General features: G+C 37.5%; 21 protein-coding genes. 8 read left to right on the top strand and 13 right to left on the bottom strand.

Annotated features, from left to right (window positions below):
- Positions 1 to 124: 124 nt before the first annotated feature.
- The 4 genes from FHS59_RS10735 to FHS59_RS10720 form a co-directional block, all read right to left on the bottom strand.
- On the bottom strand, positions 125 to 1,699 hold the full coding sequence (locus tag FHS59_RS10735) for an arylsulfatase (RefSeq protein WP_184495141.1): 1,575 nt from the start codon (positions 1,697 to 1,699) through the stop codon (positions 125 to 127).
- Between the two features lie 229 nt (positions 1,700 to 1,928).
- A complete protein-coding gene (locus FHS59_RS10730) occupies positions 1,929 to 3,551 on the bottom strand; it encodes an arylsulfatase (protein ID WP_184495140.1) in 1,623 nt (540 codons plus the stop codon).
- 47 nt (positions 3,552 to 3,598) lie between these two features.
- The gene (locus FHS59_RS10725) at positions 3,599 to 4,654 is read right to left on the bottom strand and encodes an HAD family hydrolase (protein WP_184495139.1); all 1,056 of its coding nucleotides are present in this window, start codon (positions 4,652 to 4,654) and stop codon (positions 3,599 to 3,601) included.
- 249 nt (positions 4,655 to 4,903) lie between these two features.
- Entirely contained in the window at positions 4,904 to 6,091 is a 1,188-nt protein-coding gene (locus FHS59_RS10720) for a helix-turn-helix domain-containing protein (protein ID WP_184495138.1), read from the bottom strand.
- A 1,121-nt stretch (positions 6,092 to 7,212) separates the two neighbouring features.
- On the opposite strand from FHS59_RS10720, the gene FHS59_RS10715 reads away from it, so the two are divergent.
- Entirely contained in the window at positions 7,213 to 9,627 is a 2,415-nt protein-coding gene (locus tag FHS59_RS10715; protein WP_246388457.1) for a S9 family peptidase, read from the top strand.
- A gap of 128 nt (positions 9,628 to 9,755) precedes the next feature.
- Positions 9,756 to 11,633, top strand: a complete 1,878-nt coding sequence (locus FHS59_RS10710) for a DUF4139 domain-containing protein (protein ID WP_184495136.1) — start codon at positions 9,756 to 9,758, stop codon at positions 11,631 to 11,633.
- A 35-nt stretch (positions 11,634 to 11,668) separates the two neighbouring features.
- Here FHS59_RS10710 and FHS59_RS10705 read toward each other — a convergent pair whose 3' ends face one another.
- The 3 genes from FHS59_RS10705 to FHS59_RS10695 form a co-directional block, all read right to left on the bottom strand.
- Positions 11,669 to 12,913 carry an alkaline phosphatase family protein gene (locus tag FHS59_RS10705; protein WP_184495135.1) on the bottom strand — a complete coding sequence of 415 codons (1,245 nt, stop codon included), beginning with the start codon at positions 12,911 to 12,913 and terminating at the stop codon, positions 11,669 to 11,671.
- A 68-nt stretch (positions 12,914 to 12,981) separates the two neighbouring features.
- Positions 12,982 to 14,772 (bottom strand): RagB/SusD family nutrient uptake outer membrane protein, encoded by a 1,791-nt coding sequence (locus tag FHS59_RS10700; RefSeq protein ID WP_184495134.1) that lies wholly within the window; start codon positions 14,770 to 14,772, stop codon positions 12,982 to 12,984.
- Between the two features lie 19 nt (positions 14,773 to 14,791).
- A complete protein-coding gene (locus FHS59_RS10695; RefSeq protein WP_184495133.1) occupies positions 14,792 to 18,034 on the bottom strand; it encodes a SusC/RagA family TonB-linked outer membrane protein in 3,243 nt (1,080 codons plus the stop codon).
- A gap of 732 nt (positions 18,035 to 18,766) precedes the next feature.
- On the opposite strand from FHS59_RS10695, the gene FHS59_RS10690 reads away from it, so the two are divergent.
- Complete coding sequence (locus FHS59_RS10690; RefSeq protein ID WP_184495132.1) at positions 18,767 to 19,351, top strand: TetR family transcriptional regulator; 585 nt, start codon at positions 18,767 to 18,769, stop codon at positions 19,349 to 19,351.
- On the opposite strand, the gene FHS59_RS10685 is transcribed toward FHS59_RS10690, so the two are convergent.
- From FHS59_RS10685 to FHS59_RS10665, 5 genes are all read right to left on the bottom strand, one after another.
- Complete coding sequence (locus FHS59_RS10685; RefSeq protein ID WP_184495131.1) at positions 19,330 to 19,581, bottom strand: CBU_0592 family membrane protein; 252 nt, start codon at positions 19,579 to 19,581, stop codon at positions 19,330 to 19,332. The two genes, FHS59_RS10690 and FHS59_RS10685, sit on opposite strands and share 22 nt — an antisense overlap.
- Positions 19,582 to 19,624: 43 nt before the next feature.
- The gene (locus FHS59_RS10680; protein WP_184495130.1) at positions 19,625 to 20,185 is read right to left on the bottom strand and encodes a hypothetical protein; all 561 of its coding nucleotides are present in this window, start codon (positions 20,183 to 20,185) and stop codon (positions 19,625 to 19,627) included.
- 102 nt (positions 20,186 to 20,287) lie between these two features.
- Positions 20,288 to 20,794, bottom strand: coding sequence for a hypothetical protein (locus FHS59_RS10675; RefSeq protein ID WP_184495129.1), 507 nt, complete (start codon positions 20,792 to 20,794; stop codon positions 20,288 to 20,290).
- Between the two features lie 42 nt (positions 20,795 to 20,836).
- On the bottom strand, positions 20,837 to 21,118 hold the full coding sequence (locus FHS59_RS10670) for a winged helix-turn-helix domain-containing protein (RefSeq protein ID WP_184495128.1): 282 nt from the start codon (positions 21,116 to 21,118) through the stop codon (positions 20,837 to 20,839).
- The gene (locus FHS59_RS10665; RefSeq protein WP_184495127.1) at positions 21,111 to 21,686 is read right to left on the bottom strand and encodes a hypothetical protein; all 576 of its coding nucleotides are present in this window, start codon (positions 21,684 to 21,686) and stop codon (positions 21,111 to 21,113) included. The genes FHS59_RS10670 and FHS59_RS10665 overlap by 8 nt, the downstream gene beginning before the upstream one ends.
- Positions 21,687 to 21,826: 140 nt before the next feature.
- On the opposite strand from FHS59_RS10665, the gene FHS59_RS10660 reads away from it, so the two are divergent.
- From FHS59_RS10660 to FHS59_RS10645, 4 genes are all read left to right on the top strand, one after another.
- Positions 21,827 to 22,279, top strand: a complete 453-nt coding sequence (locus FHS59_RS10660) for a DUF1569 domain-containing protein (protein ID WP_184495126.1) — start codon at positions 21,827 to 21,829, stop codon at positions 22,277 to 22,279.
- Positions 22,276 to 22,641 (top strand): VOC family protein, encoded by a 366-nt coding sequence (locus FHS59_RS10655; protein ID WP_184495125.1) that lies wholly within the window; start codon positions 22,276 to 22,278, stop codon positions 22,639 to 22,641. The genes FHS59_RS10660 and FHS59_RS10655 overlap by 4 nt, the downstream gene beginning before the upstream one ends.
- Positions 22,642 to 22,717: 76 nt before the next feature.
- A complete protein-coding gene (locus FHS59_RS10650) occupies positions 22,718 to 23,326 on the top strand; it encodes an energy transducer TonB (protein WP_184495124.1) in 609 nt (202 codons plus the stop codon).
- Positions 23,327 to 23,444: 118 nt separating this feature from the next.
- Complete coding sequence (locus FHS59_RS10645; protein ID WP_184495123.1) at positions 23,445 to 23,912, top strand: copper resistance protein NlpE; 468 nt, start codon at positions 23,445 to 23,447, stop codon at positions 23,910 to 23,912.
- Here FHS59_RS10645 and FHS59_RS10640 read toward each other — a convergent pair whose 3' ends face one another.
- Positions 23,913 to 24,845, bottom strand: a complete 933-nt coding sequence (locus FHS59_RS10640) for a hydrogen peroxide-inducible genes activator (RefSeq protein ID WP_184495122.1) — start codon at positions 24,843 to 24,845, stop codon at positions 23,913 to 23,915.
- Between the two features lie 175 nt (positions 24,846 to 25,020).
- On the opposite strand from FHS59_RS10640, the gene FHS59_RS10635 reads away from it, so the two are divergent.
- Positions 25,021 to 26,328 (top strand): Gfo/Idh/MocA family protein, encoded by a 1,308-nt coding sequence (locus tag FHS59_RS10635; protein ID WP_184495121.1) that lies wholly within the window; start codon positions 25,021 to 25,023, stop codon positions 26,326 to 26,328.
- Positions 26,329 to 26,340 lie beyond the last annotated feature (12 nt).

The following is a 26,340-nucleotide window of genomic DNA, read 5'->3' as shown; positions in this document are numbered from 1 at the left end:
TGCTTTTGCTTGCTCAATATTAGAAATCCGGTTCAGGCATAATTTAGTCTTGTTTTTTTATATAGCATCAAATCCATTGGATTAAATAAAAAAGACCGATCAGTTACTGATCGGTCTCTTATTTTTATTGGTTGTTTGCTTTGACCATATTATTTATTTGTTCTTCTACTTTGCTCAAGCTCCAATCTCCTGCAGTTTGGCTAGGAGGATAATCTTGGAAAGTAGAAAGGAAATTAAATGCATATCCCTGCATCGCAATCAAAATAAAAGCGCGATCGATATACCAATCATAATACGTATTAGATCCTAACAATGCTTTCTCAAAGGGATCTCTTCTCAGATTGAATAAATACGGAGCTCTCAATTCCACAAATGGTTCTAGCCAGATCTGCAATTTATCTGCTCTGTTTTCCATAAACATCGCCTTCCAATCTTGGTACCTAAGAGCAGCAACTGACCCTGCATCGTCCACATAAATAAAACCTTCTCGAGGAGATTCTTCTACTTTACCCATTAAGTAATCTAATTGATTATGCCCATCAATGTAATTTTTGTAGGTTCTTCCACCCATGGTAACACCTTTCATGATTTTCTCCTTGACATTAGGATCCCCTCCGATAGCAGCAAATGTAGGTAACCAATCTTCATGTGAAACTATTCCATTAAGAGTTACGCCAGCAGGAAATTTACCAGGCCACTTGATAAAGGCAGGAACTCTAAATGCTCCTTCCCAGCTACTATTTTTCTCTCCATGAAATGGAGTCGTGCCTGCATCTGGCCAAGTATTATAATGAGGTCCATTGTCTGTAGAATACATCACAACAGTATTGTCAGCAATTCCCAATTCATCCAAAAGAGCCAGTAATTCACCCACGTGCATGTCGTGCTCCACCATTCCATCGGAATATTCATCCTGTCCACTGATTCCTCTATGGTCCTCTTTCACATGGGTCCTAAAATGCATGCGGGTGGCATTCCACCAAGTAAAGAAAGGTTTGCCATCCGCTACTTGCTTTTTGATAAATTCTTTGGTTGCGGCGATGGTTTCGTCATCGATAGTTTCCATTCGCTTTTTAGTTAAAGCCCCTGTATCTTCGATCTTCTGCCCACCTTTCCCATCTGCCCAGCTATGGATCACTCCTCTCGGTCCATATACTTCTTCAAATTTTTGTCCATTTTTCAATTCAAGACCTGTTGGATAATCCATGTTTTCAGGTTCCTCTTCTGCATTTAAATGGTATAGATTTCCAAAAAATTCATCAAATCCATGCATAGTAGGAAGATGTTCATCACGATCACCTTGGTGGTTTTTACCAAATTGGCCTGTTGCATAACCTAAGTTTTTCATCACAGTTGCCATGGTGATGTCTGACATTTGCCAACCCTCTTTCGCTCCTGGCATACCTACTTTTGTCATACCAGTTCTTACTGGAACATTTCCCCCAATAAATGCTGCTCTACCCGCCGTACAGGACTGCTGTGCATAATAGTCCGTAAATCCTACACCTTCCCTTGCAATTCTATCAATATTAGGAGTCATATACCCCATCATTCCCCGGTTATTATGGCTTATATTCCAGGTACCGATATCATCTCCCCAAATCACAAGAATATTTGGTTTGTCTTGGGCTTGTGCCAACACTGGTAAGCAAAAAAGCATCAGGATGGCTGATTTTAAAATTGAAAATTTGTGTTTCATCGCTGTTAAAATTTAAAAGTTGTCGATAAAGAAATTACATATCAAGTTTTTTTATAGATAGATTTGTCCAAAAGTTAAACTTAATTCTTTAAATAATCCATTTGGCATTTAAAAATTTGGTTCCTGTTTTGACTCTTATCAATTTATAGAAGATGTAAATGCTCAAAAAAAGCAGGACATTTTTAAAGATGTCCTGCTTGGTATTTTATCAAGTTGTAACTAATTAATATTAATGAACTCCACCGGTCGGTTGCTCCATCGCTTTCATTGCTCTCTCTATAGACGCTTTCATATTCAAAGACTCACCACCTTGACTTGGTGGATAATCTAGAAGTGATTTCAAATGTGCTTGAATGAACGGAACAGCTGCAGTTGGCGCCCAAAGTTTTTGGGCTACAAATTTTCTACCTGCATATCCCCATTCTTCCGAATCTGGAGTCATTTTTTCCATTGGATCCATCAATAGATTCACAATGTAAGGTACACTAGGATATGATTTTTCATCAAACCAGCTTCCTCCATGTTTCACCCCAATGTGCATTTTCCAAGCATCTACACGAATTGCCATTAAATCGGATTCATCGTAATAGAACATTTCTCTTCGGGCTGATTTATCAGTTTTTCCAGTCCACAGATCCAGGTTATTGTAACCATCCAAATGCGTCTTAAATGTAGTATTCCCTATTTTTTTACCTGTCAACAACTCTTCTTTCAAGTTTGGAGCACCTGCAGCCGCTGCAAGAGTAACATAAAGATCCTCATGACTTTGGATACCATTCGAATAAGTACCAGCAGGGATTTTACCTGGCCATTTTACTAACATTGGCACTCTCAGTCCACCTTCCCAGGTAGTTCCTTTTTCACCACGGAATGGAGCATATCCGCCATCAGGCCAGTACATCAATTCATTACCATTGTCTGTAGAGTAGATCACGATGGTGTTATCTTCTTCTCCCATGTCTTTGATCTTCTGAAGAATCTTACCAATCAATTCATCATGCTCAATCATTTTTGCACGAACGACATCTTCTTCTGCACGTCCTTCGTCAACAGCAGCCTGGATGTATTTGTTGGTACTATGTGACCAGATATGAGTGGCAGTGGTATTATACCAAACAAAGAAAGGTTTATCTTCTTTGCCCACTCTGTCCAGGTATTTCAAAGTCTCATCGGTAACTTCAGAATCGATGGTTTCCATTCTTTTGCGGGTAAGGGGTCCCGTATCTTGGATTCTTTGTTTACCGACCTTACCAAACTTCGGATCTACAGTAGGATCATCGGTATCTGTGGCCCAAGTATGCAACACTCCTCGAGGACCGAATTTTTCTTTGTATGCAGGATTTTTCTGTCCTGGGTAATCCAATTCTTCTGGCTCTTCTTCAGCATTTAGGTGGTATAGATTACCAAACCACTCATCGAAACCGTGCATGGTAGGCAAGAATTCATTTCTATCACCCAAGTGATTTTTACCAAACTGAGCAGTAGCATACCCCTGTGCTTTCAGTACTTGAGCCAAAGTAGGATCCACAGCTTGGATTCCTTGTGTGGAACCAGGAATGCCAATCGTAGTCATTCCCGTTCTAACCGGCAATTGCCCCATGATGAAAGCTGCTCTACCTGCAGTACAACTTGGTTGTCCATAGTGGTCTGTAAAAAGCATTCCATCCCGGGCAATTCCATCAATATTTGGTGTTCTACCCATCATTCCGTGCGTATAAGCACCCACATTCCAATACCCAATATCATCGCCCCAAATGACGACGATGTTTGGTTTGTCCTGTGCATTCGCCAAAAAAGGCAAAAACAGCAAGGCAAAAATGGCAGTTTTTAAAATTGATAATTTTTGTTTCATAGATATAAATTAAAAGTTATTACATGTTTAAAATTTGCTAATTAAAACTACTTTAACTCATAGGGGTAAATGACTTTCCAGTCCTTCGCCATATCCACAATTAGCCAATTGTATTTTGCGGCATCATCAAGCCCTTTATTCAATTGTCCGATATGTGATTCCCGATCATACGCAACCTCTCTCACGGAATCGGTATGGTGAACTATCAATCCAAAGCGAGCGCCGTCTCCAGTTGAAGTATATTGAAGCATTTGGTAGTCGCCATCGCTATTGCCACCGGCAAAAACTGGTCTCTTCCCTATATTTCGGTAAATCCCAACTGGCTTTCCTGCTTTATCATCATTAAAAAAAAGCTCAGGAATCTTTATCAATTCAGGACTAGCTGTAGTGTCCACATAGGATAATCCAAATTGAGAACCTACCACTTGATAAGGAGGGATTCCATAAGCCTCTTCTGTCCAAGCTCTCATAAAGTCTATTCCTCCTCCAGAAACAATAAAGGTCTTGAATCCATTTGCTCTCAGATATTGAAGCAATTCAAGCATGGGCTGAAAAATCATTTCATTATAATGTTTCCCTGTTTTGGGATGGGTAGCAGTTTTGATCCAGTTTTTGACTCTGGAATCAAATTCTTCGGCTGTCATCCCTGCATGGGTCATCGCTATAGCAGTAAGAAGGGCTTTTTCTCCACCAGCCATAAAGCCAGCCATATCTCCTTTGATCAAGGCGTCCAGAGAAGAGTCATTTTTCCATTCTGGATGCTCAGGAGCTAATCTTTTTACCTCATCAATAGCAAATGCCAATTGGAAATAATACGGCTGCTCAGACCAGAGTGTCCCGTCATTGTCAAATACAGCAATCCGGTCTTTTTCAGGAATAAATTCTGTTGAGCCTTCCGTCGTAGTGGACTTAACCCAATCCATAATTTTGTTCTTTGGCCCATCTTCCCAAGAAGACAAATTATCTTGAGAATTTTCCGTTGCTTCTAGATTTCCTGAAGTGGTAGGGGATTTTTCTTGTGGAGATCCACATGAGATTAGAATTGAAATCGCTAATAATAAGAAAAGAAATTGCGATAGCTTACTAGAATATTGAGGATTCATAAACAGTGAAGATGGAAGTGTACAAATAAAAGGATATTATAAATTAAAAATAGGAACAAGAAAATCCTATTAATTAGCCTTAAAATGGCCAGAAAGCATAAATATTAACCTTGAGTTAATCTATATTTTTTCTAATATTTCTCATTGGGAAAAAGGACCAATGAAGGTAAAAAACTGAAGTAAGGAACTATTACACTGTATTCTTGAATTTGCAAAAATCAGGGGGATTTGTGCATAAATAATGAATGATCATCCCTCTTTGCCCATAAATCCTTTCTCTTTTAGATAAACTGAGGGGGATTTGCCAGTCACCTTTTTAAAAGCTGAAGAAAAAGAATTTCGATTGCTGAATCCTGACAATTCTCCTATAGCTTCTAGGGTATAATTTTCCGTTTGTGCTTGTTCCAGGAGCTCGCAACTATGGATCACTCTTGACCTATTGATAAATTCTGGAAATGAAACTCCAAGATGCTGATTCATAAACTGACTCAGCAAATAATGAGGAATCCCAGAATCTTTCGACAGGTCATAAACTGAATAGCCTTTTCTAAGATACACTTTTTGAGTTTTTAAAAGTTCGTCCAATGTCTTATTGAGTTCCGCCGCTTTTTCACTATCGATTTCAACAGATCTTTCATCTTTAGATGTCTGAACATCCTCTTTTTCATAAGAGACGTTCTTTTTACTATAAAAATTGGTCCCATAAAGTATGTTGGGAAAATAAAGAAGAAAAATACCTGTACCCAAATTCATAAGAGCGCCAGAAAAATGAACTGCTTTATACGCCAAATCACTGTTTGAGCTTTGGAATGTTAAATAAAAGGGAGCAATTATGATTATCTGAAAAAACAAATACGTCTGAATCCATCTGAATAGGATTTGCTTACTTCCAAGTTGGGGATTTTTGTTCTTATACCTCCAAACAAGAATGACACTACTAATCCAATAAATACTGATCAGGATAGTTCTAAATTCAGTATAGAAATTATCTGGGAAAAATCTGCTTTGAGTATAACTGACTATTAAAGAAGGATCATTGACCTGTGAAGAAATCATTGTTACTTTATCAGCTGTATCCATCAGAAATACCGGCATAAAATCGATGATGAAGATCATCGCAGGAAGAAAGTGAATGAAATGCCAAATCCTAAATTTTGGTTGAAACAAGGAATATTGAATGTATAAAAAAGGCAAAAAAGAATAGATCAAAGCCGCCACATTTCCTGTTCTAAAAAGATTCGGAAAATGAATGATCAAACCAGAATCAATCAATCCAGCCAACAATATAGCATGGGAAAGGAATAAAAAACTTAAACCTAAAAGGATACTGGTAGACTTTTTCTTAACCCCATAGGTTAGTAAAACTAATCCTAATACATAGCCAAAAGCACAAGAAATAATATAGATGAAATTAAAGAAATTGAGTTCAAGTTGCATTTATCTTACTGATTACTTCCATGAAAAATCCCCATAAATTAAACACCTTGCTTTGATTCTTTTAAAAAAAATAAAACTTCTTTGGGAAGGTCTCTACTATTAGTTTTTAATCATATTAGAACTCTGGATTTAGACGAAAATAAAATAAGAATCAGTCTTCCAAACAGTTTCCATTCAAATTATTTTCTATTGAGCTTGTAAAAAATTCATTATGGTAGTTTGGCATGATGATATGTTTGATTCCCAAAATCTTCTCTTTAACCAACTGATGGCATAGTAAACCCAGCTAAAAGTCTCATTAGTGGCTTTTCCCCTTAATACCAGGGTGTTGTGCATAGCAAGAATGATCTCCAAGTCAATTTATTACTTGTTCTTGTCAGTAATTAGTGCAATAAAACCGTCCCTATTTTTCATAAAAACAGATATGAACCCTTTAGTATAATGTACTATGCTTTCCCAATTAACTTCTGATTTTATACATTAATCTCAATGACTTCTTATACCTAAGTAGCACCTGAATTCTCGGCAGAAAAAATCCAGCATTCAGAGAGTATATCTGAATAAATGCCATACATGAAAAGTCTAATCTCCTACGATCCTTCTCCGATGCTTGTACGATGCTCCTTCGATATACCATTGTAGATGGTTCATATCTAAGTAGGGTAATAGCCGACTCAGAGTCGTATCAAAGCTTACTATGTACCACTGCAAATTCCTCACTATTCCCTTGAACCTCCCTAAATCACTCGGAGAATCAAGGGAACTGCAAGGGAGGATTAAGGGAGCACCTAGGGAGATAGTACTAGTTTTGTTTAGGTGTGATACTTCTACAGCTTGAGTTACATAGAAGCCCAGATAGTTTTATTGAATGCTGAACTAAATCGCAAAATATTTAATGTCTCACGAAATATTCAGGGTTATACTCGATACTTTTTTCAATTCAATTTTTCTTATTAGTCAAATCAACTTGAGAAATCTAATTTTCACTTAAGGAAGCCAATATGCGACTTCATCCAAGATTCTAACCATTGATGGTTTTTTAGGTATTAATCGGAATTGAATTAATTAATTTCACTAGAGAAAATAAACCAAAAAATATGACTAAAAGATTTACTATCAGCATGATGATAGGGATTTTGGCTTTGGCTGTTCTACCTGGAACGCAAGCTCAAACCACCTATCAGAAACCTCCAAAATCCATTTTGGATCTGGTAAATGCACCGAGCACTCCTTCCGTCAATTTTAGTAAAGATGGAAGCTGGATGCTGCTTTTGGAAAGGGCTGACAACCCTAGTATTGAAGACCTCTCCCAACCGGAATTAAGAATTGCCGGTTTAAGGATCAATCCAGCCACCTCAGGCCCAAGTCGAGGAAGAGGAGTAGAAAACATCAAAATCAAAATGACCCGTGGTGGTGAGGAAACACAAATTACTGGCTTGCCTTCTAATCCTAATATGGGAGATTTCTCTATGTCACATGATGAGAAATATCTTTCTTTTACTCAGACTGAAGCAAATGGAATCAGTCTTTGGGTGGTGGATTTAAGCACTTTTGAAGCAAAAAAATTGACAGATGCCATCGTCAATGATGTCTATGGAAATTCAATACTTTGGACCCCAGAAAATCAATTGCTGGTAAAAGCAGCAAATCCAAGCCGCGGCTCAATTCCTCAAAGACCGGCAGCTCCAGCAGGTCCCATCATCCAGGAAACATCTGGAGATGCGGCTCCTAGCCGAACTTACCAAGATTTACTGGCAGATCCGTACGATGAAGCACTTTTTGCTTACTTCATGGATTCTCAGATTATGCTAGTGAATCTGGATGGTAGCAAAAAGCCAATTGGCCCAAGTGGAATGATCAAAGGAATGGATCTATCTCCAGATGGTTCTTACATCATGGTGGATTTGATCAAAAAGCCATTTTCTTATCTCGTTCCAGCATCCAGATTCCCTTACGACGTGGAAATCTGGTCCAAGGATGGCAAAAAGGTAAAGACTTTGGCTCAAATTCCTTTGGATGAAAACAGACCAACTGGTTTTGATGCTACTGTGACTGGCCCAAGAAATATAAGCTGGAGAGCAGATAAGCCATCTACTTTATATTGGGTAGAGGCACAAGATGGAGGAGATGCGAGAGTCGACACGAAGGAAAGAGATGTTGTCTTTACACTTGATGCACCTTTTACTGCTCAAAAGAAAAAATTAGCCTCCACTCCGTATCGATATGCTGGAATTGCTTGGTCTGATGATTCTTTCGCCATTCTAAATGAGCGCTGGTCTCAATCCAGAAAAGAGGTTCGTTCTGTAATCAATCCATCAGATCCTTCTCAACCGAAAAAGGTAATCATCGAAAGATCATCTGATGATTTGTACAACGATCCTGGGGATCCTTTGTATACAGAAAATGAGTTTGGTAGAAATGTATTGCTTCGCAAAGGTGATCTGGTTTTCATGACTAGCCCAGGCGGATCTCCAGAAGGAAATATGCCATTCCTTTCTACTTTCAACACTAAAACGAAAGAGCAGGAAATCCTATGGAGATCACAAGCTCCGTATTACGAGCGGGTAGTCAAAGTGCTTGACGATAACGGCACTGAATTTATCACCTTGAAAGAAAGCACTGATATCCAGCCTAACTATTGGTTGGTAAATACCAAAAAGAGAATGGCCCCAATTCAGGTGACCGCATTTGCTCATCCTTATGAGTCTTTAAAAGGCATCCAAAAACAGTTGGTTACCTATAAAAGAAATGATGGACTGAATTTATCTGCGGTAATTTATACGCCTGCTGGATATGATGCTGCCAAAGACGGACCTCTTCCAGTTTTAATGTGGGCTTATCCAAGAGAATATAAGTCTAAAGAAGTAGCGGCTCAGGTTCGTGGTTCGAAATATGCCTTTACCAGATTAAGCTGGGGTTCTCCGATTTATTGGGTGACTCAAGGATATGCTATTATGGATCAAACAGAGATGCCAATTGTAGGTGAAGGAGATAAAGAACCGAATGATTATTTCATCGAGCAGTTGGTGGCAAATGCTGAAGCAGCCATCGATCATATCGTTGAATTAGGTATTGGGGATAGAGATCGTATTGCTGTAGGAGGCCATTCTTACGGTGCATTTATGACGGCAAATCTTCTTTCCCACACCAATTTGTTTGCTGCGGGAATCGCGAGAAGTGGTGCTTACAATAGAACTTTGACACCATTTGGTTTCCAGTATGAGCAAAGAACTTATTGGGAAGCTCCAGATGTGTATTTCAACATGTCTCCTTTCTCTTTCGCTCACAAAGTAGAAACTCCGATTTTGCTGATTCATGGACAGGCCGACAACAATTCCGGTACATTCCCAATTCAATCTGAGCGTTATTACAATGCTTTGAAAGGCCATGGTGCGACAGCTAGATTGGTTTTCTTGCCGAATGAAAGTCATGGTTATGCCGCCGAGGAATCTATTTTGCACACCTTATGGGAAATGAATACCTGGCTGGAGAAATATGTGAAGAACAAAAATGATATTCAGAAAGGAACAGAATAAGTAATCTTTCTTTAGTTAAAAACCTCTCCGAAAATTATTTTGGAGAGGTTTTTTTATGCCAAGAGTTGCCAATGCTTTGTTTTTTACGTTGATTACTAAAAATTTATTTGAATCGTAGCCTGCTTTTTATGAAACAATTATTCCTACTCAATACCCTTTTTATTCTGTTCTTTTTTAATGCCTTGGCTCAGGAAATCAAGGAAACTAAGTTTACATCTAAGATTGAAGAGGTGACGGTATTCTTATCCGGGGCGCAGATTTTTGAAACTTCTTCAGGTCAGATTCCTTCTGGAGAGTCTTTTGTAGTCATCAAAGGATTATCACCCTATCTGGATGAAAAAAGTATTCAGGTAAAAGGTCAGGGAGATTTCATCATTCAGGCGGTAAACAAACGCATAGATTTTCTTTCTGAGCAAAAAGTAAATGATGAAGTGAAGTCTCTTGAGGATCAAATCAAGGCAATCGAGAAGAAGGAAGAAGCATCATTGGTGCGGCTGGATGTACTTGCACAGCAAGAGAAATTGCTTAATGCCAATCAATCAATTGGAGGAAGCCAAAGTGGATTGAATATGACCCAGCTAAAGCAGGCAATGGAATTTTATGAAAGCGAGCTCACTAAGATCAAATCTGAGGTAAATCAACTGACAACCAATCTAAAAGAAAGCAATTTTGAAAAAAATAAGCTGATCAACCAGATCCGAATAATCCAGGAATCAGGAAATAAATCGACTTCAGAAGTACGGATTCGTATTAAGGCAGATGCTCCTGGTCCTGCAAGTTTTGAACTGAATTATTTGGTGGCAAATGCCGGTTGGTATCCAAAATATGATGTCCGTGTCAAAGATGTAACTTCACCGATGAAGCTTAATTATAAAGCTGAAGTGAACCAGAATACCGGAGTGGATTGGAATGATGTCAAGTTGCGTTTTTCCAATGGAAATCCTAACGAAAGCGGTCAAGTCCCTACGCTTGATAAATGGGAGTTGAATTTTGCAAGACTGACAAGCTATTCTCAAAAAAGAAGCACCTTCAACAGTGTATCAGGACGAGTATTTGATGAAAACAATGAGCCTCTTCCAGGCACTTCAGTCTTGGTAAAAGGGTCAACAATTGGCACTGTAACCGATGTGGAAGGCTTTTACTCTTTGAGTTTACCTCAGTCAGCTTCCTCTTTAGTTTTTTCATTTATTGGCTATTCTCAAAAGGAATTACTTATAAACTCCTCCAGCATTAATGTCACCATGGAGCCGGATACCTATGCATTAAATGAAGTGGTTGTAACTGGTTATAGTCGCGATATATATGAGAGTCTCCAAGGCAAGGTAGCGGGCGTAATGGTTGAAAGCAAAGATAAAAGAGCCATGGCCCAATCTATTCAAACAATCGTTCAAGAAAATCAGACCACTGTTGAAATAGAAGTCGCCGAACCCTATACCATCAAATCCAATGGTGAAAAAACCATAGTGGACTTAAAGGCATATGATATACCAGCTCAGTATAGCTATTCGGCGATTCCTAAAATCGATAATGATGTCTTCTTAATCGCAGAAATCAGTGATTGGAGCCAATACAGTTTGTTGGAAGGGGAAAGTAACCTGTATTTTGAAGATGGATTTGTTGGTCGATCGGTGCTAAATGCCTCTAGTCTTCAGGATACCTTACAGGTTTCTATGGGTAGAGATCGAAGCATTGTCGTGTCAAGAGAAAAGAATGAAGAATTCTCCAAGAAGAGAACCATTGGATCGAATATTACAGAAAATCGTGAGTATAAAATCACTGTAAGAAACAATAAATCCCAAACCGTAACAATCAAAGTCGAAGATCAAATTCCTGTTTCGGTTAACTCTGAAATCAATGTGGAAGCATTAGAACTTTCCGGAGGAAAACTCGATCCTCAAACAGGAAAAGTAAGTTGGATCCTACAAATTTCTCCTGGGTCCCAACAAGAATTAAAAATGCAGTATGAAGTAAAATACCCGAAAAGGGAAAAAGTGGTTTTGGATTAAAAAAGAGGCTCAGAATAAATTCTGAGCCTCTTTTTTTAATTGGTTGGAACAATCCAATAATTTAAATAGCCCGAGGGAGTTTCTAATACTACCTTTAAAAATCCTTTTGATGGAACCTCAATTTCAAAATTGGCAGTAGCTTGATCCAAGTCAACTTCTCCTAATTCTTGGTATTGATCCACACCTCCAGACTTGAAGTTGTTGGTTTTGCTCAGCCAAACTTTTCCTTTTTCGCCTTTAGAAAGAGTATTCCAACTTAGATTCAATGCTGAACCCTCCAAATTGGCTTTGAAGTTACTGGCTGAAACTGGACCTATAAAAGACACCCCATCTAATTCCAAGGCTTGTTCTTTTTGGATTTTCAAACCTAAAAAATTCGCTATAGAAGGCATGACATCTACAGTCTGTCCTACCTCTTGAAAATGAGGATTCAATTCTTTGGCATTTGTCGCAATCCATATACTTCGTTCTCGATCACTTTGCCCACCGTGTCCATGCCCATCAGCCTCTCTTCCGTGATCTGTAGTAATAACGATTAGCCAATCTTCATTAAAGTTTGCTTCACGTTCCTTGATGGCTTCCCAAACCCTTCCGATCTGAACATCTGCTTTCTTCACAGCATCCACATATTGAGGGCTATTCCCAAACTTATGAGACATATCATCGGTAAACTCCAGATACATCCAGGTTAAATCAGGGGCATTTTCTGAGATCGTTTTAGCCGCTTCTTTTGAAACTTCCTCGTCGATTAGATGAATGTAGATTTTCCCTTCATCATGTGGATATTTGATGGTATCCAGTTCTAAACCATCAAAATGGTAATCGATGGATAAGTTGCCTGTTTGCGTAAGTCCATCTCCAACTAATTTGGTTCTGTTATCCAACCAGGTAGAAAAAATAGCCGTTTTCCTTTCCGGAAATTGATTTTTAAACAACCTGAAAATTGTTGGGTAATGGTAATTCGGATCCTTTATTCCATTTCCCCAAACATTGTGTTTATTAGCCCAAACACCCGTTAGGACGGAATTATACCCCACGGCAGAGATGGTAGGAGTTTGGCTATAGCCGTCTTTTTCCCCGCCCATTGTCGCTTGCATTATTCCTCCTTGAGAAATAATTTGATCCAGATTTGGAGTTGCCACGGAGTCGATTACATCGTAAGGAATACCATCTACGATAACAAAAAGGGCTTTTTTGATAGGTTCAGATTCCTTTTCCTTAGTTGTACAGGATTGTAATGCAGCAATACATACGAAGACTGCAATTAATATTTTCTTCATTCTTTTTTTAAATAAATGGATAAAGCCCAGTTTCAACCACTGGGCTCAAGAATCCAATTGTTTATGAATTAATCCCAACCAAAAATTTGAGTCAAATTTGGATTAAGTGTTACCTGCTGAATTGGTACAGGTCTATAATAGTATTTAGGTTCCACAAAATTTCTAGCTTTGGTTTCTGTCACCATATTACCCCCATTTTTCCCTTCAGATAAAAATACGTCAACATTTTCATCAATGGTTCCAGCTTTATAATAAATCAAGGCAACACCAAGACTATTTTTTTCTTTTTCATCGCCAACAGGAATTGAACTTTCCTTGTCCACCAAAATAATATCTTCGATTCCATCACCCGTCATATCGTACTTTCCTAAGCCAGGAAAGTACATTCCCATTGGAATGTTTTCCAGCAATTTACCAGCATTCCATCTCATTAAATCATCGAATCTATATCCTTCTAAAGCCAATTCTATCCTTCTTTCTCTTCGAATCTCTAAAAGAACCCCTTGATTTGAACTAGAAACATTAGGGTATTTAGAAATTAAAAATGGGTCTGGATTTCCATTTGCCATTGCCAAATCCAAGTTTGGCATTCCCGCTCTTTGTCTTAGTACATTGATACTCATATCTAAATCCCCTTGATTCAGTTCGTCTAATTCTGCTTTTGCTTCTGCATAAATCAAAAGAGTCTCTGCGAATCTGTAAACTGGAAAATCAGCACTAGAAACCTCCACATTATCGATACTATTTACATAGCCTTTCATTTGATGATAGCCAGTAAAATTTTTGCTTAAGTTCTGAATGTATGGATTTGAATCAGGCTGTCTCACCCAACCTGGATATACAATCGTCTGACTTAGCCTGGGGTCTCTATCTTTGAATTCAGCTACAAATCCCAATTTTTCATATCCCTCCATTTCAGTAAATCTAGATCCATCTTTCATCAAATAACTCATTACAAGGTCTTTGGATGGTGACTGCTCATAATCACCAAAAATACCGGTGTTATTATTCGAACCTCTGTCTTTGCTGGAATCATAAATATTGGCAAGGATTACTTCAGGATTTCCCAATAAGTTCTGTGCGCCAAAAAGAGAAGCATAATCGCTGGATGGTTTCCCTGAATTATAAATAGAGAACAAACCAGAATTAATAATTTCTTGAGCGACAGTTTTAGCCTTTTCCAAGAACTGGGAAGAAGTCCCCTCCAAGCCTAATTCAGAATGGTATTTTCTATAAGTGCCTTCATATAAAGCCACTCTTGCAGCAAATGCCTTTACAGCCCAAACATCAGGAGTACCAGTAGGAACTGATTCTCTTACATTGGCCATAGCAAAATCCAAATCTTCCATAACCTTGCTCATGACCATTTCCCGTGAATCTCTAGGCTTGTATAAATCTTCATCACCTGGACTCAAGGTAGTTTCAAACCAAGGAACATCAGAATATCTTTTTACCATGTTGAAATAGAACATTGCACGATAATACCTACCCAAACCCACGTAATGGGCAATACCCTCTTCTGTTCCAGTTGCTTTGGTATAGTTATCTAGGAAATAATTGATATTTCTTAGGGTACCCCAGTTCCAACCTCCTGTAATGGTTTGAGAACTTGGAGATCCAGTCATAATGCTTTTGATTTCAATAGCACCTGTAGTGGCCAAATTATCACTGCTTTGGTCACCTAGATAACTTCCAGGTCCAGCCATGGTAAGTAACCCGTTTACATATAATTCTAAATCTTCCTCTGTTTTGAAAAACTCTTCAGGAGCTACAGAAGTCTGAGGATATTTATCCAGAAAATCATCGTTACATGAAGCTAAAAGGAAAGCTGCACTTAAATAAAGGATATATTTTTTCATGATTTTTTTCTTTTCTTAATTACAGATCTATGTTGATTCCAAAGGCAAACTTTCTCTGGAAAGGATATGAATTTGCATCTCCACTTGATGCATTAATCGATTCTGGATCCACATATTTCTTGATGGCAGAAATTTCATATAAGTTCTCTCCAGTCACATAAAATCTGACTTTGTTTACTTTTAGCCTTTCTGTTAACACCTGAGGAAGACTATACCCAAGAGTGATGTTTTTAAGTCTTAAGTAAGCACCACTTAGTAAATAATTTGTTTGAGGAATATCCAGTCCTGCACCATAATTGGCATCTGCCATCCAAGATTGCAGAACTGGATAACTTGAGTCCAAATTTTGCTCTGCTAAGCCCGCTTCAATGTAAGATTGAGAATGCTGAGCCAATAAATCAGCACCATCAGCTTCTGCTCGATAGAAATCTAGGTTCCAAGGATATACATTCCCATATGGCTGTTGATAAGGTCCCCAGAAAAGATATCGGCTTGGATAATAATCTCTTTTTGCCACACCTTGTAAGAAAATAGACAAATCAAATCCACTCCATCCGACATTAATATTGGCTCCGTAACGATATCTCGCAGTTGTATTACCTATTAATCTCAAATCTTTTGGATCATCCTGAGATTGTCCCGTTTCAATCTTACCGTCGTCATTTAAATCCACATATTTTGGCCAGCCTGGTACTATATCCAATGCACCCCAAGGAACAATACTGGATTGGTCCAACTGAGCGATTTCATCTTCATTGACAAATAAGCCATCACTTTCCAATCCCCATATTTCTCCCACTTCTTGACCTACTCTCCAGTTGGAGAATAAATTCTGTTCATTTTGGAATTTGGTAATAGTAGATCTAGAGTCCGAAAGGATCAATTTGACACCAAAAGTTACCGGGTTTGATGTACTACCTATCTGGTCTCTATATCCTATAGAAAAATCAAATCCTTTCGTTCTTAAATCAGCCGCATTTTGTTTTGGAGGTGCTGTACCCAAAACTCCTGGGAGTTCTACAGGGTCAGTTAGCATACCCTTGGTATCTCGGATGAAATAATCAAAGGTACCGCTGATTCTATCTCCTAAAAATCCGAAGTCCAATCCTACGTTGGTAGAAATTACTTCTTCCCACGTATAAAAATTAGGGTCTACAGCTAAAGATGGAGCAGATGTAATAATCGTTCTCTTACTCCCGTCAATCAAATAGCTGGATAGGTTCGTTGGCAAAGCCTGGATATAACCAAAATTGGATACATTTTGATTTCCTAAACTACCATAAGAAGCTCTTACTTTAAAGGTGGACACCACACTTGTTAATGGCTGGAAAAAGCTTTCATCCATCATCAACCAAGAAGCAGAGACAGAAGGGAAAAAGCCCCATCTATTATCTTTTGGAAATCTGGAAGATCCATCATATCTCCCATTTATTTCAAGAATATACTTTTCATTGAACGTGTAATTGACACGGCCAAATAAGCTTCGAAGAGCATAAGCACTATAAGAAGGTGTAATAAAAGAATCTCCCGTGGTCAAACCTATATATGGAAGTGAAGAAGAAATCAACACTCTTCTTTCTGCTTGGATAGTAGAATAATCGTAATCCTCCTGATTATAACCTGCAAGGATATTAAAATTGTGCTTTCCAAATGTTTTGGAATACTTGCCATAAAAATCTAGAATGGTTGTATTTAATGATCCATTTCTTTCAATTACAGATCCGTCTCCACCCTCTGTTCTTATATCTTCAGGTCCGAAACCAATATTAAATTTCTTTCTGTCCCAATGGTATTTCCATTGTTCTCTTTTGAAGCTGGCAGTAGCATTAAACGTCAAATCTCCATCCAATAAACTGGCAGATGCACCTAAAATATTCTGAAAACCAAACATGTTTTCCTGATTTTCACCTCCATCTACTAATCTGGCTGCAAGTCTTCCCGTTTCAGTATTAGCCCAGGTTCCATCAGGATTAACCGCCACGTCAATTGGTCTTAAATTATAAACACTGGTGATGTCATTGGTAGGATCCTCTCTACGTGTTTGATAGATATTTAAGTTATTATCGATATTCAACCATTTCAATGGTTTGGCTGTGATACGAGCTCTTAATGAATATCTGTTCCAATAATCATCAGCAAGCTTATTCAATCCATTTTCATTGGTATAATCTCCGGATACGTAATAACCCATTGGCATCTTGCCTCCACTATTGCCACTGATTGATAAACTATGATTCGTTGAAAAACTGGATTTATTAAAAAAGTAATCATACCAATCATAATTACCCATATAAGCCCATATGTTTGGGTTATTTGGATCCAATCTTGTATCCTCTATAGAAGGATCTTCTGATCTTTGTTTTGCCCATTGATAATGTGCATCTGAATAGTTTACATAATCCCAAGGAGTGTTATTGGTAGAAATCTCCAAAACTCTGGAGTGAATGTATGGATCTGTTACTGGTTTTGGCAAAACCGAAGGCCTGCCCCAAGAGAAGTAATTATTATAAGAAATCCTTTGATTCCCTTCAGCTCCTTTTTTTGTGGTTATCAATATGACACCAAAAGCAGCTCTTGCCCCATAAATGGCTGCAGAAGCTGCATCTCTTAAAACAGAATAAGATTCAATATCAGAAGGGTTTAATCTTAATAAGTCACTGTTATTACCAGCGATTCCATCTATGATAATCAAAGGACCACCCCCATTGATTGAAGTAAAACCACGGATATTAATATCTGGAACTGAACCTGGCTTACCACCTTGGTAAGTAATATTCAACCCTGGGCTCATACCTTGAAGCCCTTGCATGACATTGGCGATTGGCCTGTCGGCGATCTCCTCCCCTGCAAGTTGATCCACAGCTCCAGTTACGTTGACTTTCTTTTGAGTACCATAGCCCACCACTACGACTTGCTCTAGCAGGGTATCTTCCTCTTCAAAAGTCAAATCAATAATTGTTTTGCTTTTTATAGGTTCCTCCATTGTTTTGTAACCTATAAATGAGAAAACTAAGACAGCATCTTCATTGGATGCCACAATCACATAAGAGCCATCAAGGTCAGTGATCGTGCCATTTTGAGTACCTTTTTCCAAAACGGAAACTCCTGGAATCCCAAGACCTTCCTTATCGGTCACCTTACCTCTTATCTGGTTTTGAGCGAAAGTCTTCATAGAGACGGATAAGATCACTAAAACCAGAATTCCAAATTTCTTCAAATTGAAAAGTCTTTGGGTCATTCTTCTGTGTAACACTTGTTCCATATAGCTTTGATTTAATTTTTGCCATTCAAGAGATTCTTTAAGAAGACTGAAAAAGCAAATTCATCTTCAAAAAATTTATTGAATATTCATTCAATATTAAATACTGTTTTTAATTAATCAAAACAATTATATTTCATTTTTATAGATATTAATGAAAATTTAATACTGGATTAAAGAATTTCACACTTTAGAAATGATGTAATAACACAGAATTATTTGTTGGACTTTTTTTATAAAAATTTGCCTAAACTCCTCCCTTTCCTTAAAAAATTTGTAAAATTCAATCTTTTCAACAAGTAGAAGGTTAGGAAAAAGTCAGCTCAAACTGATTTGATTCAATTGATTTATTTGATTCAAAAAAATTTTTTTTTTGCGAAAATTTTCGTCCCACAAACAGTTCATTCTACATGATTTGATTTCTTGACATTGTTGTAGCAGCAAAAAATTTGTACTGGAAATCAAAATATTTTGAGTTCTAGTGTATGGATTAAAAGTAAATCTATTGAAAAGTAAAAGGCTTCAACTGAAGCGGTTGAATTTTTTTTTTAGATGAAAATTATTGCGGAAAAAGAAATAAAATAGTTATTCTAAATCGAAATAATTAAGGATTTAAAAAATTTTAAATTCAAAAAGTCTTGAATGACTGTTCAAAATTTTCTATCGATTTTTCCAATTCAAAAGAATTTGCTTAGTTTCAAACTTCGATTTACTAAACATTAATATTAAAATAACATGAATCATAGGATCTCCTCCGACAGAAAAAAAGAGATCATTCAAGGGTTTTACGAGCTATCAAAAGAACATGGATTGGAAAATACTTCGATAGCAAAAATCGGGAAACACCTAGGTATGCCACCTAGTTTGATCATGCATTATTTCCCTACAAAAGAGCTACTTATTTCTAATTTGATCTCATATATTCTTCAACAATACCTGATGATATATGAACCTATCATTCAAGAATTAGAAGAGAAAAATTACACTGATCCAAAGACATTTATTGATAGACTTTTTTCAAGAGATTGGAATTTACTTTTTGATGATGGTGTCTTTTACAGTTGTTATAGTTTGATATTTAGAAATAAAGTAATTAGGACGGAATATCGAAAACTACACGAAAAATTACGTGAATATTTAAAGGGAATCCTGGATCGAGATGAAAAACTAAATGGGAAAGATACCAGCCTTCTGGCAGAGCAGATTTTTGTGGTGATAGAAGGTGCTTATTACTACTTGTCAATGATAGATGAAGAAGAAGTCTACCAGCAAAAATTGGAAATTTTCAAAAATCAGGTTTACGATTTATTACGGAAATAGAACTTCCAGTATTTATACAATGCCATAATTGCTATAGCTCCCCAAACACCGTTTACGACAATATTTGCTGGATCAGAAAAATGAATCGCATTAATCACCAAACAAATAGCTCCGCCCAAGTTGAAAAAATGATATCTTGCTTGCTCCTGTTTCCAAATTCCTCTTGCTAAGAAGAAGTAAGAGAGAATGAAAAGAAAAGCCCCTAACCAACCAATTATCTCATATATCATTTTGTAAAATTAAATGGGCTAAAGTAAATGTTACTTTTAAAATCTAAAATCTCTTTTCAATTCCAATCCCCAAACCTGTGACATTATAGGCATTTGCTCTGAAATCCTGAGTCAAAGAACCCAGAACTTCCCAGCCATTTCGGATTTCAACTCCATATTCAATGGCAAATCGAGTAACAAAATAGGTTTCTCCCCCTTTGACAAATTCCCCTCCAAAACCTAATCCGAACGACCAGTGTTCTCCCGGTTTCAAAGTTCCCATTATCGCAGGTGCTATTGGCCTTTCCCGCTCAATCAAGGTGCCCTCCGATTCTGATTCAATAAAAAAATTCTCATTCAGAAAATCTGTGTGGAGACCCAGTGCAAATTTTTCGCTAATCCAATAATTGTAATCCAAAGCAAAAGATGGTACTGAAGTAAACTGTTTTTCCCCTTCTGCATTTCTTCCTTGTCCAATTCTGGCATGTCCCAGTACAAAGGCTAAACTGTGCTTTCCTTCCTCCATTTCCTCCTGCTCCTCTTCTTCTGCTTCCTCTTGAGCAAAAACAGGTGTTGAAAAGAAACTAATTAGCACAAAAAGTGAAAAGAAGTAAAAATTTCTCATGGCTTCAAGATTAAAATGTTTTACAATTTAGTTCGATAGCCAATAAAAAAAAAGCAAGGGGTTTCCCTTGCTTAAACTTGTAAGAAGTTTTAAAAACAACTTTCAATTACTTTTATCCAAAGTCATCTCGAAGAACTGATACCAATTACCACCGACATTCGCTTCCCCAATTTCGAACCATTGGCCTTTTTCGTTGATTCGAATGACATAGCGGACATTTTCTGTTGGATACCAATACAACACATCTCCTTTCAACTCTGCCTTGAATGTCCCATGTTGATTACTTTGAAGAAATGAATCAAATTTATACTTTCCTTCTCCATCTGCTTTGGTAATGATTGCCAGTGCATTATGAATTATTTCGCCACCAGAAGTACCCACTCCTTCGATCAAAAGACCCGTGCCATTTATTTTCATTTGTACCGTTTCCTTTTGCTCAAAAGTCATTTTCTCCCTGCTCTGGTTTAGCATCCATCCACTTCCACTCCATTCCCCAAGTAGAAATTCCAATTTTTCAACTTCATTACGAGCCTCAAGATTGAGTTCATAATTTTGTGCGTTTACCATCATTGGCAAACAAAACATCCACATAAAGATTATATTTTTCATTTGTAAACTGGTTTATATTATAAACTAAATAGAGAAAATTTTTTATTCAATGTAATTTTTTAGGTTATCAACATAGTCCTCAAAGGCTTTTACTCCTTTTTGCTGAATCTTACAAGTAGTTAAAGGTCTTTTCCCTTTAAATGACTTTTCGATTTTGATATAACCCGCCTTTTCAAGCTTATCCAGCTGCACGCTTAAATTACCTGCGGTAGACTCTGTTTTTTCTTTCAAAAAAGTAAACTCAGCCTCCTCTACGCCTAGCAAGAGAGACATAACAGCCAACCTTAATTGAGAATGAAGAAGTGGGTCTAATGGCTTAAACACGCTCACGATAATTTCTTTTCAAATAATAACCGGGCACAAGATATCCCAAAACTATGGCAATCCCAGAAACTAAATACTGATCACTTACCGGTAGTGTAAAAGCAATTATTGAAGCTATTGCCAAAAGGATTCCACCAAGCTTTACGATTCCAACACGGATTAAAACACCGGTTGCAAACATCCCCAAAGCAGCTAAAATCAAAATAATCGGGCTTTGATTGTATTGAAGGGTAGGCATAAACGCCAAAACGATAACAATTCCCACAAAAATTGCCATCCATAACTGGTTTAAAACCAAGTCCAGATGGGTTTTTACCCGGGCATTTTTCGATTTTCTAATTCCATAAATAATGCTGACAAGCGTGGCAGGAATAACCAATAACCATACGATGTAAGGTTGAGAAAAATCCATTTTTTCCAGTGTGTAATGCCCCAAATTGCAAAGGGAAATTACCCAACCCCAAAGTAATACTTGAAAACTCCCATCTCCGGCAGCTTCTCTTTTCGCCTTGCCGATCATCTCGGTGATGATAGCAAGTGATTCATTTGTGCTTAATTCTTTTTCCATTGATTTTGCTTTTTTAAATCATAACGATACAAACATAAATAGGTTTACGTTATAAACATATTTATGCGTAAAATATTATAAGACAATCTTTTGATTTAATGAAAACTCTATAATTTGTGGCATAAGAAGTAATCTCAACTATGAAAAATATATTTGACCCTGAAGTTCACCAAGAATTGATTGATCGAATCAATCAGCTTACGCCAGAAAGCAAACCAAATTGGGGCAAAATGAGCGTAGACCAAATGCTTGCCCATTGTTGTGTCGCCTATGAAATGGCCTATACAGACAAACACCCCAAGCCAAACGGATTTGTCAGATTTCTCTTGAAAACATTTGTGAAAAAGGGGGTGGTCAATGAAAAACCTTATCCTAAAAACTCAAGGACAGCACCACAATTCATTATTTCTGATAGAAAAGATTTTGAAGATGAGAAAAGTCGATTAATTTCTTACATCCAAAAAACCTTTGATTATGGACCAAATTACTTTGATGGAAAAGAATCGATTTCTTTTGGCCCAATGACAACAAAAGAGTGGAATAATCAATTTTATAAACATTTAAATCATCATCTAACACAATTTGGAGTATGATTCATCCCGCTAAATCGATTAGAACTTTCATAGGTTCAAAGAATTTTGAGGAAAGCACCCGATTTTATCAAACCCTGGGATTCAACGTAAAGCCCTTGAGCAAGGGGTTTTCTTTGGTCACAGTAAAGGAAAATATCTGCTTTTATCTACAAGATTATTATTCCAAAGAATGGTGCGAAAACACCATGATCTTTTTGGAAGTAGAGAATCTAGAATCTTATTGGGAAGCGATGAAAGTATTGGGATTACCTGAAAAATTTAAAGGCGTAAAGCTGAGTGCCATCAAACTTGAAGAATGGGGAAGTGAATTCTTCCTACATGACCCAGCTGGAATTTTATGGCATTTTGGAGTTTTTAAATGAAATTACCATCAACTAAACTTTTTTATTTTTCTTAAAATCAGTAGTTTAGTTAAACTAACACTAAACCAAAACATTTATGAAAAAATTAGCATCGTTTTCCTTCCTATTAATTTTTATATGCTATAGTTCTTTTGCTCAGTCTAATAGTCCCGTAAAAGAAATGAACATGTTCTTGTCTAAAAATGTCAAGTACCCAAAAGAAGCAAGATTGAATGAGGAAACTGGCAATATTACCTTGTCCATCACTTTTGATGAAGCTGGATATCCTGTAGGTGAGCCACAGATTTATGGAGGTGATAAATCTCTCTCAGAAGAGGTTTTAAGAACATTTGATTTACTGAAAGCAAATTGGAATCCTGAATTTCTGGATGGAAAAACTCCGGGAGAAGAATATTTAATGAATTTCGAATTCCATTTACAAAAAGGTAAGGATTTGGTGAGCAATCCTTTGGAAAAATACAAAAAGGAAAAGCCTGTTGATCCATTAGTGAAACTGAATAAAGAGATTGAGAAAAATCCTTTCGCATCTAAACTTTATATGGATAGAGCAGAATACTTTGCGATGATCGGTGAAAACTGGAAATCAAAATTAGATTATAACCAAGCGAAGTTTTTGAAAGATCAAGAAATCACAAACATCGTTATCGTAGGTTATGGGCCTATAAATAGTCCAAAATCATTATAGTAAAAGTGAAGTTTGCTTAATTACCTCTGGAGAACTAAAACAAGTTCTCCTTTTTTATGCCCCATTGGTTTTTGGTTTAATTTCTGCTGGTCTACCTTTGTAACAATCCAATTAAAAAATGAAGTACTCTTATTACCTATTGATCCTTTTCATTTCGATTGGCATTGCATCATGCTCAGAAAAAAAACTCACTGAAACAGCCCAAAAGGAAGAGCATAGCACTTTAACAAATAAAGAGGGTTTGCCAATTGGCGATAATTCCATGACTTCATTGGACTGGGATGGAACTTATTCAGGGGTTGTACCTTGTGCAGATTGCAGTGGGATCGAAACAACGCTGACTTTGAATAAAGACATGACTTTTTTCATAGTCACTAATTACCTGGGAAGAAACGATGCTTTGGAAGAAACATATAATGGAACTTTCAAATGGGATGAAACAGGCTCAAAAGTGATTTTAGAAGGAGTCAAATTTGCGCCAACCCAGTTTAAAGTAGGAGAAAATCAAATTTGGCAATTGGATAGATCAGGAAATATGATCGAAGGAGATTTGGCCGACCACTATATTCTTCATAAAAAACCCTGATTATTTAAACCTGACGATTTTTCCATGCGATTTGGAAGTCATTTCAGATGGAATTTCGTCAGTGATCTGAATGTACAATAGCTCCACAAGTTTTTGCTTCAGGTAGCTTCGGTTCAAAATAATACTGACCTCACGAATAGGAGGATTGCCAGCAAAAGGTCTGATTCTTGTCTTCTCCTCATCGGTCAAATCAAACGTCGCCAATTCAGGCAATAAGGTAATCCCTTGGTATTTATTCACCATGTTTTTTAAGCCTTCCAGCGAACCACTTTCATAGTGAAAATTGCTTGGTCCGCTCAAACTTTGATCACAAAGGTTGATGACTTGATCTCGGAAGCAATGGCCCTGCTGCAAAATCCAAAGGTCTTGCTGTTTTACCATTTCTGGTCTAAACTCTTTCTCTTTTAAAAGCGGATGATCTTTGGATAGATAGGCATAAAACTTCTCATAAAACATTGGCTTTTCTAATATCCCTGGCTCTTGCAATGGAGTCACAACAATACCCAAATCCAACTCATCATTTTTAACCTTTCGGACTATTTCTTCCGTCACCATCTCCTGAACTTCCATCTTCACCTTTGGGTATTTTTCCAAAAACTTCCGGATAAATAAGTGCAACAAATACGGAGCAAGAGTCGGAATTATCCCCAATTTGATCACTCCTGAAATATCTCCTTTGAGATTCGCTACTAATTCTAGAATCCCTTTGGTTTCAGAAACCACTTTCTTGGCTTGGGCAATAATCTGAACTCCAATTTCTGTAGGAATTACAGGCATCTTACTCCTATCAAAAAGTATCACCCCCAGTTCTCTTTCCAATTTACTAAGCTGAGCACTTAAGGTCGGTTGTGTCACAAAGCAACTCTCAGCTGCATGTCCAAAATGTCGATGTTTATCTACTGCGATGAGGTATTCGAGTTGTTGGATAGTCATACGGTGAAATTAGAAATTAAAAGTAAAAATATTTCTAATATCCATGCTTGACATTTGAAGATTGCCCTCTAGCCATGAATTAATTAGCTTAGCTAAAATTTCTCTTATCTCAGGAAAAACAGTAATTTATTCGTCATATTCTTGATTACCAATCAAAAACCCAAAACACAACCTCATGAGTAACTCTTCTTTTTCACGAAGGAAATTTCTTGGTGCATCTATTTTAGGCACCTTAGGACTCAGCTCCCTCTCCACTTTCTCATATGCAAATAGTAGCTCTATCATAAGTCCTGACTCAGGTAAAGTGCGATTAGGATTTATCGGTGTCGGTAGACAAGCCATGGGATTGCTCAATAACATGATGAAAAACCCAGCAGTCGATGTCATAGCAGGTGCTGATGTCTATCAAATCAAATTGGAGAGATTTAAAAATCGGGTTGCAAAAAATTATTCAGATCAAAAACGGGAAGGAAAAGAAGTAACTCTTTACTCTGATTACAAAAAACTACTTGAAAATCCTGATGTGGATGCAGTGGTGATTGCTTCTCCGGATCACTGGCATGCCATGATGGCGATCGATGCCTGCCATGCCGGAAAAGACATTTATCTAGAAAAACCTCTGACTTTCACGATTCAGGAAGGGCAAGAGCTCATCAAAGCAGTAAGATCAAACAGCATCATTTTAGCTGTTGGCAGTATGCAACGATCTGCCGCCAATTTCCAACATGCCGTAAGGATGGTTCAAAAGGGAAATCTCGGTAAAATCTCTGAGGTTTTGGTACATGTGGGAACGCCTCCACATCCAAAACCTTATGATTTGCCAAAGCAGGAAATACCTGCTGGATTAGATTGGAAAACTTGGATTGGACCACTTCCAGATATCCATTACAATGAGGAACTCAATCCTCCGATCAGTTTAAATCCTGAACAAAATGAAAAAGTCTGGGGAGCCTGGAGATGGTATCAGGAAACGGGAGGCGGACTGATGACAGATTGGGGAGCGCATATGATTGACATTGCCCAATGGGGAATCGGAATGGACCGAAACGGACCAATTGAAATTATTCCCGGTACGGATTCTACACCACTGACTTATCATTATTCCAATGGAGTAAAAATGCTCATCACTCCTTTTGACGAGGGCAGGCAAGGAGTAAAATTCTTTGGTGAAAAAGGATGGATAAAAGTTTCCAGAGGTCAATATGATACAAATGTTGCCAGCTGTGAAAGAAAATTCTCAAACGAAGAAACCAGCTTTGGAGCTCATCATGTAGATTTTATTGATTCAATTTTGATGCGAAAGGATCCTGTAGTTCCTGTAGAAATTGGACATAGTACCTGCACAGCCTGTACACTTGGTAATATTGCCAATGTTTTAGGTAGACCGCTGAAATGGGATCCTATGAAACAGGAATTCATTGATGATTTTGAAGCAAATACACACAAGCACTATGTTTATCAAAATGGCTATAAACTAGCCTAATTAGATTACATC

The sequence above is a fragment of the Algoriphagus iocasae genome, from assembly GCF_014206875.1.
Taxonomy (GTDB): Bacteria; Bacteroidota; Bacteroidia; order Cytophagales; family Cyclobacteriaceae; genus Algoriphagus; species Algoriphagus iocasae.
This window is presented reverse-complemented; position numbering and strand designations above follow the sequence as displayed.